The sequence below is a fragment of the Arminella tubonensis genome (genome assembly GCF_003240585.1).
GTDB lineage: Bacteria > Pseudomonadota > Alphaproteobacteria > Rhizobiales > Rhizobiaceae > Rhizobium > Rhizobium tubonense.
This window is the reverse complement of record NZ_PCDP01000051.1, coordinates 63,277-72,811: the sequence shown is the minus strand read 5'-3', so window position 1 is coordinate 72,811 and position 9,535 is coordinate 63,277. Positions and strand designations below refer to the sequence as shown.

At 60.5% G+C, this 9,535-nt stretch carries 5 protein-coding genes; all 5 read right to left on the bottom strand.

Translation table 11 applies throughout. The features are described from left to right. Positions 1 to 237 precede the first annotated feature (237 nt). The 5 genes from CPY51_RS23740 to CPY51_RS23720 all read right to left on the bottom strand — a co-directional run bounded on the left by CPY51_RS23740 (position 238) and on the right by CPY51_RS23720 (position 9,530). Positions 238 to 942 carry a TadE/TadG family type IV pilus assembly protein gene (locus tag CPY51_RS23740; protein ID WP_111162693.1) on the bottom strand — a complete coding sequence of 235 codons (705 nt, stop codon included), beginning with the start codon at positions 940 to 942 and terminating at the stop codon, positions 238 to 240. A gap of 249 nt (positions 943 to 1,191) precedes the next feature. Beyond that, positions 1,192 to 2,070 (bottom strand): transglutaminase family protein, encoded by an 879-nt coding sequence (locus CPY51_RS23735; protein WP_111162692.1) that lies wholly within the window; start codon positions 2,068 to 2,070, stop codon positions 1,192 to 1,194. A gap of 3 nt (positions 2,071 to 2,073) precedes the next feature. Continuing rightward, positions 2,074 to 4,491 (bottom strand): circularly permuted type 2 ATP-grasp protein, encoded by a 2,418-nt coding sequence (locus CPY51_RS23730; protein WP_111162691.1) that lies wholly within the window; start codon positions 4,489 to 4,491, stop codon positions 2,074 to 2,076. Positions 4,492 to 4,602: 111 nt separating this feature from the next. Continuing rightward, complete coding sequence (locus tag CPY51_RS23725; protein ID WP_111162690.1) at positions 4,603 to 7,923, bottom strand: transglutaminase family protein; 3,321 nt, start codon at positions 7,921 to 7,923, stop codon at positions 4,603 to 4,605. Between the two features lie 179 nt (positions 7,924 to 8,102). Continuing rightward, entirely contained in the window at positions 8,103 to 9,530 is a 1,428-nt protein-coding gene (locus CPY51_RS23720) for a mannose-1-phosphate guanylyltransferase/mannose-6-phosphate isomerase (RefSeq protein ID WP_111162699.1), read from the bottom strand. Between the last annotated feature and the right edge of the window lie 5 nt (positions 9,531 to 9,535).

The window sequence follows — 9,535 nt, the reverse complement described above, 5'->3', positions numbered from 1 at the left end:
CGTTCAGCCGAACCCGGTCGGCAGCGGAAACCTCAAATGTGACACCTGTGCGCATGCAGGACCGTCGCATATTCATGCGAAAATTGGAATCCTAAATCGGACTCCTTTGTCTCGATCAAACCACTAGGTCGCTTTGTTTGTCTGCTTTTCCAGAATAGGAAATGGCCCCAGTACGGATATATTTGCCCTTCGGATCTCTGATTTCCAGTTGTGACATAAGTATGCCTGCAGCGATCTTCACCGAGCTGATCCTGTCGAGGTAATTGTCGATGATAATATCCTGTGACATCTTTGCGTCGCAGGTTCGATATTGTCGTCCCTGCAGAAAAACTTAAACTGTGTGCCGCCTGGGACCTTCAATTTTGGCTGGACGGGATTGATCTGATCAACCAAGTCACCCATCGAACCCGAACGGTCGAGAACGAAATACAGCGCGAGAGCGTCTTGGCCTGTAGTCGGTGCATTCGGCGACCTGCTTATCGTCTTGCTTGCGGCAGCGATCTTGACTCTATCCCAGCCCAACACCGCCATAATCGCGGTGACCCGCATGCCATAGGATGAGTTGACGGAGACGGCATAGGTCAGCTCGGCGCCTGCTGCGGGCGGGTCGACAGTAACGACCGTCGATGCCTTTATCTCTGCCAAGGCTATCGGGTCGGAAATGAAATTTGCCATTTGCCCAGCAAAGAAATTCTGGCCAAACTTGGTCGCGCCATCACGCTTGATCGTGCCATCGGCAAGGGCCGATGCCGTCGCCAAGGCGGCTGCGTCGTCTGCATGCTGAAGCTGGCTGCGCAACATCACCGCGTTGGCCACGTCGATCGCCATGCCTCCCGCGCCAAGGAGGAGCGGCAAACATATGGCTGTCGCGATTCCGAAGTTACCGTCGCGATTGCGCGCAAGCTTTTGAGCGCTTGCGCCCAGGCGGAAAAAATCCAGCATTAGGTATCCTTAATATAGTTATATTAAATATAAATAATATCAGCCTAGATAACAGAATATCTGTGCGGTAATTGTTGCGATAATGGCTTAATTTTTATTGAATATCAGAAGTTACAGCAGACTATCGACAATATTTCTGAGTTTTTCTGTAATTACTTATGCTAATTTAGAAAAAATGTGCGTTGGTGGCTTTAAATATTAGCCAGTTATCCTGTTATTCTTATCCCACCAGTGGTTGCTCTCAAGAAATTACTTCAACGGTATGACGTCTACGGCCTGTACGGTCTTCTGGCTGCCGTAGCTTTTCAGCACGCCGATAACGGGGGCGACGTCGGAATAGTCGCGGCCATAGGCGACGACGATGTGATCCGTTCCTGCCGGGATATCGTTGGTTGGATCCAGCTCAACCCATCCCATCGTCTCGCCGCACCATATGCGCACCCAGGCATGCATGGCATCGGCGCCTTCGAGCCGTTCCTTGCCGGGCGGCGGGATGGTGCGCAGGAAACCGCTGACGTAGCCCGCAGGAATGCCGAGGCTTCGAAGCGCAATGATCATCACATGCACGAAATCCTGGCAGACGCCGCGCTTGAGCCGGAATGCTTCTTTCGGCGTGGTGTCGACCGTCGTCGCCTCCGGGTCGTAGTCGAAATCCTTGTGGATCTTGCTGCAGACGCCGTAAGCAATCTGCATGACGGTCAGCTTGGTAGCGGCCCATTGCCTCGCATAGGCGCTGATTTCGGGTGTCTCCGGGAGGCGTGGGCTGGTGCCGATGAAATGATGCGGCGACAGCGGGTCGATCGACCAGTGGCTGGCGATTTCGTCCGGCAGCATCTCCAGCAGGGGCGAAAAATCGGCGCCCATCGGCGTGTTTTCGACCTGGACGCGAGCCTGCATGCGGATGTCGAGTTTGTCGTGGTGAGACCGAACAAGCAAGGCGGTTGCGGGATGCTGGAAGAAATCGACGAAAGCCGACTGGTCGTCAGGGGTTGGCGATACGGTGAGCGATCCGGCGATCAGCCGCTGGCGGTTTGGGAGCGACAGCGGAAGCACGCGCACGATGTGCCGCGCGCCCGAAGCCGGCGTGTCGTAGATATAGCCCATGTGCAGCGACAGATCGTAAAGCATGGTCTATCCGAGGTAAGTCTGCGCCAGGAGATCGGAGAGGCGCTCGAGCTCATGTTCCAGGCGGTGGTAGACTTCGTCGCTCATCGTCTCCGGGGTCATCACGGCAAGCCCCGAATGGAGCCGCATGGCTTCGCGGTAGAAGGGCGACATCTGGCCATTGACGAAGGCGTTGGGCAATTGCTCCACCTCGCGGTGGATTTCGTTCATCTGAAACAGGATCGAGCGCGGGTTAAGCGGATCGAGCGCCAGAAGATCGGTGACGGTCAGGCGGGCGGTGTTGACGTTGTAGCGGCGGCGATGGGTCATGACGCTGTCACCGATCTCGAGCAGCATGTCGAGGGCGCCGTCCGGTGCCTGGGGACCCGACATATGACCCAGCATTCGCGTCATGTGCAGGCCGCGCTCAATGTAGCGCCCGAGCGACAGGAAGCGCCAGCCTGTGAAACGGTACATGTTTTCATGGACGAGGCCGGCAAAGCCCGCAAGCTTGCGCAAGAGGATCGTCATCGCGTGGCTGGCATCGTCGCCGGGGCTGACGGTCTCGCGGAAACGGCGGGCGGTCTTGGCGAGATCGTTCAGCGCCAGCCATCCATCCGGCGAGAAGCGGTCGCGAATGTTGCTTGCCGAATAAACAGCGCTGTCGATGTTGCGCAGCAGGCTTTCCGGCACGGCTTCCTCGGTATCGATATCGATGACGCCCAGGTACTCGCTAATGTCTGCCAGCAGCGGCTGCGTCGGGTCGGCGGATTCGGCATAGCGGCCGTGCCAGGCACGCAGGATGCGCAATGCACCTTCGGCCCGCTCGATGTAGCGTCCGAGCCAGAAGAGATTGTCGGCGGCGCGGCTCGGCAGGCTGCCGGGCATATTGCGTGTGAAGGTCTCTTCGGCCGGCAGCAGGGTATGGCGTTCGACCGGTTTGTCGCTGACGATCCAGACGTCGGCGGCCGAGCCGCCCGACTGCATGGCGATCGCGGCAACATCGTCGCCGCTGCCGATGCGGGCAAAGCCGCCAGGCATGATCTGCCAGCCGCTTTCGGTGCGGGCCGCAAAGACGCGCAGGCTCATCGGCCGCGGCAGGAGCTTGCCGTTGACCCATGCGGGCGTCGTCGACAGGGTCACGACCTCCTGGCCAACCAGCTTGCGACCGTCCGTCGTCAGCCAGTCGCTGATCGATTCCTTCGCCGTCGAGCGCAGTGTCGAGCCAAGCACCGACTGGCCGTTGTCGTCGAAGAACGGCATCCTCGAATAGGCGGGGCCGATCACCATCTTGCCGATATTCCTGGCCACCAGCTCGCGCTCGGCCTTCTGGCCGCACCACCAGGTGGCGATCGACGGCAGCTTCAGCTCCTCGCCGAGCAGCTGGCGCGAGATCGTCGGCATGAAGGCAAGCAGTGCCCGTGTCTCGAGAACGCCGGAGCCGAGCGCGTTGACGATCGTCAGCGACTGCGCGCGCAGGGCCTGCACCATGCCGGGCGTGCCGATATGCGAGCTCTGGTTCAGCTCCAGCGGATCGGCATAGCCGCTATCAAGACGGCGCCAGAGCACGCTGATGGGCTTCAGTCCGGCAACGGTGCGAACCATGACCTTGTCGTTGACGACGGCAAGGTCTTCGCCCTCGAGCAGCATCAGGCCGAGATAGCGGGCGATATAGGCGTGCTCATAATAGGTCTCGTTCGCTGGTCCCGGCGTCAGGACGGCAATGCGGCCGTCGGGACCCTGTTTCATGGCCTGCAACGCATTTCGGAATGCGCCAAAGAACGACGCCAGCCGATGGACGGGGGTTTCGGCGAAAATGTCGGAGAATGCGCGCGTGGTCGCGACGCGGGTTTCGAGCGCGAAGCCAGCCCCCGAGGGAGCCTGAGTCCGATCGGCTAGGACCCACCAATTGCCGTCAGGTCCGCGACCGATCTCGAAAGCGAGAAAATGAAGATAGTGGCCGCTTGCCGGTTTCACTCCGACCAGAGGGCGCAGGAATTCCGGGTTCTGGGCCAGCAGCGCCGGCGGAATGAAGCCTTCGTTGACCAGCCGGTTTTCGCCATGGATGTCGGCCATGATCTGCTCGAGCAGGTCCGCCCGCTGTACGAGGCCCTCCGACAGCGTGTGCCATTCGCGCTCGTCAATCAGTACGGGGATGTGGGAGATCGGCCAGTTGCGCTCGCTGACGCCCTTTGCGCCGTACGCACGATAGAACACGCCGGCGTCGCGGAGATATCGGTCGGCGCGGGCGAAGCGCTCGTGGAGCTCTTTTTCGCTCATGTGGCTAAGAGCGCCGAGAAGGTTCTGCCAGACGGGACGCACCGCGCCTGTGTTGTCGACCATTTCGTCGGCGACACCTGGTAACGCGGAATAGGCAAAGGCCGGATCGATGCCGATGCCAGCCCTTATCTGTTCTTTTCGTTCAGCTGCCGGTTTCTTGGCCATGCGGATCTCTTGAACCTCGGATTTGATCGAATCAGACCGGAGATTCCAACCTTTTATCTTGTCGCATTTCTCCAGGAAACCGCTGCCGGCTTTCCTGGAAGATGCTCTGGTTCAAACGCCTGGTGGCCGCCGCAAATCAAGTGTCAACGGAAATTCCTGTGAAACCAACTCCTGATGCAACGGATAGCTGCCGGCGGTATGTCCCCACGGTTCGAATCGGGCAAGGCGCCGGGCTTCCGCCTCATTGCCGTTGACCGGAAATGTCTCATAGTTCCGCCCGCCCGGATGGGCAACATGATAGATGCAGCCACCGATAGAACGGTTGGTCCATGTATCATAAATATCGAAGGTCAGTGGCGTGTTGATCGGCAGCACGGGATGAAGGCCGGAGGCCGGATGCCACGCCTTGAAGCGCACGCCGGCAACCGAGACACCGGATGCTCCGGTCGGCGTCAGCGGCACCGCGCGGCCATTGCAGGCAACGGTATAGCGTGCCGGATTATTGCTTTCGAGCCGAATCTGAAGCCGCTCGACCGATGAGTCCACGAAGCGCACGGTGCCGCCGATGGCACCTTCCTCGCCCATGACGTGCCATGGCTCAAGTGCCTGGCGCAGCTCGAGCTTGTTGCCTTCGTATTCGACCTCTCCGCAGAATGGAAAGCGGAATTCCAGCTGTGCCTTGAACCATTCCGGGCGCAGGTCGAAGCCGTTTTCCCGGAGGTCGGACAGGACGTCGAGAAAATCCTGCCAGATATAATGCGGGAGCATGAAGCGATCGTGCAGCGACGTGCCCCACCGGACCAGTCTGCCGCCGGCCGGGTTCTTCCAGAAGCGGGCGATCAGCGCGCGGACCAGCAACTGCTGGGCAAGGCTCATGCGCGCGTTCGGCGGCATTTCGAAGCCGCGAAACTCGACTAGGCCGAGCCGACCGGTCGGACCATCCGGCGAAAACAGCTTGTCGATGCAGATTTCCGAGCGATGGGTATTGCCGGTCACGTCGATCAGGACGTTGCGGAAGAGGCGGTCGACGAGCCACGGAAGCGGGGGTGTACCTTCGCCGGGGGCCGGCACTTGCGCAAGCGCGATTTCCAGCTCGTAGAGGCTGTCGTGGCGAGCCTCGTCGAAGCGCGGCGCCTGGCTGGTGGGGCCGATGAAGAGGCCCGAGAAGAGGTAGGAGAGCGATGGATGCCTCTGCCAGTGGAGCACGAGGCTCTTTAGTAGATCAGGACGGCGCAGGAAGGGGCTGTTGGCCGGATTGACGCCGCCGACAACAACGTGGTTGCCGCCGCCGGTCCCGGTATGGCGGCCGTCGATCAGGAATTTGTCGGTGCCGAGCCTGGTCTGCCGGGCTTCCTCGTAAACCGCCGAGGTGATGTCGACGCATTCCTCCCAGCTCGAGGCCGGGTGGATGTTGACCTCGATGACGCCGGGGTCCGGGGCGACGCGGATGACGTTGATGCGTTCGTCCTGTGGCGGCGGATAGCCTTCGATATGGATCGGCAGCTTCAGGTCCGCCGCAGCGTTCTCGGCGGCTGCGACCAGTTCCAGGTAGTCCTCGATCCGTTCGACCGGTGGCATGAACACGCATAGGCGCCCGTGACGTGGCTCGACTGAAATTGCGGTCCTGACCGCGCCGCCGATCTCGCCGATAGTCTGTTCGACACGGGACTGGGCACTGTCGTCGCTCTGGAACGAAGCCTCCGGCATAGCCCTGCCGGCGGGTACGACGACATCCGGCAGCGGCGCACGCGGGATCGAAGGATCTGCGGTGTGGATGTAGGGGAAGCGTGAGGGCGGCACGTAGGGCAGAGTGCCGAGCGGCAGGCGGTAGCCGACGGGTGAATCGCCGGGCACGAGGAAGATCTTGCCGCGGCGGGTCGTCCATTTTTCGCTGATCCAGCGGTGGCCGCTTGCCTGCGCGTTCCACGCCTGGACCGGCAGGATGTAGCCGGTCGCGACAGTCAAGCCACGCTCGAAGACGCGCGCAATGCGGCTGCGTTCCTCGGGGTCTTTGAGCTTCGAGTTGGACGGATCGACATTTTCCGGCAGGCTGCCTTCCTTGATGATCCACTCGGCCGGGTCCTCATAGGCGGGAAGGACCATTTCTGGTTCGATCGCCAGCTCCCTGGCGATTGCCGTGAGCAGCTTACCGGCATCCTCCGCCTTGGCACCCGTTTCGTTGCCTTCAGCCGCGATCAGGTCCGGGTTCTGCCAGATCGGCTTGCCGTCCTTGCGCCAGTAGAGGGAGAAGGTCCAGCGCGGCAGGGATTCACCGGGATACCACTTGCCCTGGCCGTAGTGCAGGAAGCCGCCGGGGGCGAAACGTTCGCGCAATTTGCGGATCAGCTGGTCGGCCAGATCGCGCTTGGTCGGGCCGACGGCGGCCGTGTTCCACTCCTCCGACTGGAGGTCGTCGATGGACACGAAGGTCGGCTCGCCGCCCATCGTCAGCCGGACGTCCTCGGTGGCGAGAATTTTGTCGACTTTCTTCCCAAGCGCGTTCAGCGCATCCCAGGATTCGTCGGAGAACGGCTTGGTGATCCGCGGATGCTCGGCGACACGGGTCACCGTCATCGCGAAATCGAATTCGGTTTTCGCATCGCCGAAAATTCCACCGGAGATCGGGGCGGCGTTGCGATAGTGCGGGGTTGCGGCGAGCGGAATGTGGCTTTCGCCCGTCAGCAGCCCGGAGGTCGGGTCGAGGCCGATCCAGCCGGCGCCTGGCAGGTAGACTTCGCACCAGGCATGCAGATCAGTGAAATCGACTTCGGTGCCGGAAGGGCCATCGAGCGCCTTCAGGTCGGGGGCGAGCTGGATGAGATAGCCCGAGACGAAGCGCGCTGCGAGACCGAGGTTGCGCAATATCTCGACCAGCAGCCAGCTCGAGTCGCGACAGGAGCCGAGTGCGCGGGTCAGCGTCTCCTCCGGCGTTTGCACACCGGGCTCCATGCGGATGACGTAGTTGATTTCCTGTTGCAGACGGGCGTTGAGACCGACGACAAAATCGATGGTGCGCGTCGGCGTCCGGTCGATCGATGCCATGAATTTGGCGAGCGCCGGGTCCATCGGTTCCGGCTGTATATAGATCTTCAGGTCGTCGCGAAGGTCCTCCGGATAGTCGAACGGCCACATTTCCGAGGCTTCTTCGATGAAGAAATCGAACGGATTGTAGACCGTCATATCGGCGACCAGGTCGACCTCGATCTTGAATTCCGTCACCGGATCCGGGAAGACGTAGCGCGCCAGATAGTTGCCGTAGGGATCCTGCTGCAGGTTCACGAAGTGGTTGGCCGGCGTGATCTTCAGCGAATGGCTGATCACCCTCGTCTTCGAGTGCGAGGCGGGTTTCAGCCTTATTATCTGCGGACCCAGGCGAACCGGCTTGTCATATTTGTAATGCGTCAGGTGGTAAATGCTTGCTTTAATCGACATGTGTTTTCTTTTGCCCGGCTCGCATCAATCGTGCGGCTGTTGCTGTTCCCAGGGCGATTGTGTGCAATGCAACGAAAGAAAGCAAGGCGCTTTGCCCAACCGGACACGCATCCCCTTGATGGACAAAATAAAAACGGCGGACATAAGCCCGCCGTTCCAACTAACGATCTTGTCTATTTTCAGCTTCTGCCAAACTCGTCGACAAGGCGGATGATGTCGTCTTCGCCGAGATAGGAGCCGGTCTGGACCTCGATCAGTTCCAGCATGATCTTGCCGGGGTTGGCCAGCCGATGCACCTCGCCGAGCGGGATGTAGACCGACTCATTCTCACGCAGCATCTGGACGTTTTCGCCGATCGTCACCTCCGCCGTGCCGCGAACGACGATCCAGTGTTCGGACCGGTGGTGGTGCTTCTGCAGCGACAATTTCTTGCCGGGCGTCACGAAGATCCGCTTCACCTGGAAGCGTTCGCCGTTGAAGATCGAGGTGTAGCCGCCCCAGGGACGATAGGAGGTCGGATGCGTCTCGGTCAGTTTTGCCGTTGCCTTCTGGCTAGCGAGCAGCTTGACCAGCCGACCTACCTCCTGGCTGTCGTTCAGATGGCCGACATAGACGGCGTCTTCGCTGGCGATGACGGCGATATCTTCGAGGCCCTGTACCGCAAGGTGCACGCCGTGGGTCATGACGAGCGAGTTGCGGGTATTGACCAGCGTCGTGCTGCCAGCGGCTACGTTGCCGTTTGCGTCGGGCGTGCCGATCTTCCAGACCGCATCCCAACTGCCGAGATCCGACCAGGTAAATGACGATGGGACGACGGCAGCATTTGCCGTCTTTTCCATGATCGCGTAGTCGATCGAGATATCGGGGCTCTTTGCGAAGGCTTCGGCATCGAGACGGATGAAATCGAGGTCGCGGGCGGCCTTGGCAACGGCTTCGCCCGCGGCCTTGGCGACTTCGGGGGCAAATTCGATCATCTCCGCAAGCATTGGCGTGACACCGAACATGAACATCCCGGAATTCCAGTAGAAATTCCCGGCAGTAATCATGGCCTCCGCCTTGTCGAGAGCCGGCTTTTCAACAAAGCGCTTCACAGCGTGGGCGCCTGATGGAAGCGCTTTGCCCAGTTCGATATAGCCATACCCCGTTGCCGGCTCGGTCGGCGTGATGCCAAACGTCACGAGCTTGCCTTCGGCGGCCGTCGCCTGGGCAATGCGCACGCAATCGAAATAGGTCTTGTCGGCGTCAATCTCGTGGTCGGACGCCAGAACATGCATGATCGCAGTCTTGCCGAAGAGACCCTCGGCAACCGCTGCTGCCGCGGCGACGGCTGCAGCCGTGTTTCGGGCAATCGGTTCCAGCACAACGGCGGACAGCGCGATCCCCAGTTCCCGCGCCTGTTCAGCGACGAGGAAGCGGAATTCCTCGTTGGTGAGCACGATCGGTGCTTCGTAAAGCTCTGGATCGGATACGCGCGACAGCGTGTTCTGGAACAGCGTCTTGTCGCCGATGAACTGAATAAACTGCTTCGGCGCCGTGGCGCGTGACAGCGGCCACAACCGTGTTCCCTTGCCGCCCGCCATGATGACGGGGACGATTTTTGCTGTCATTGCTC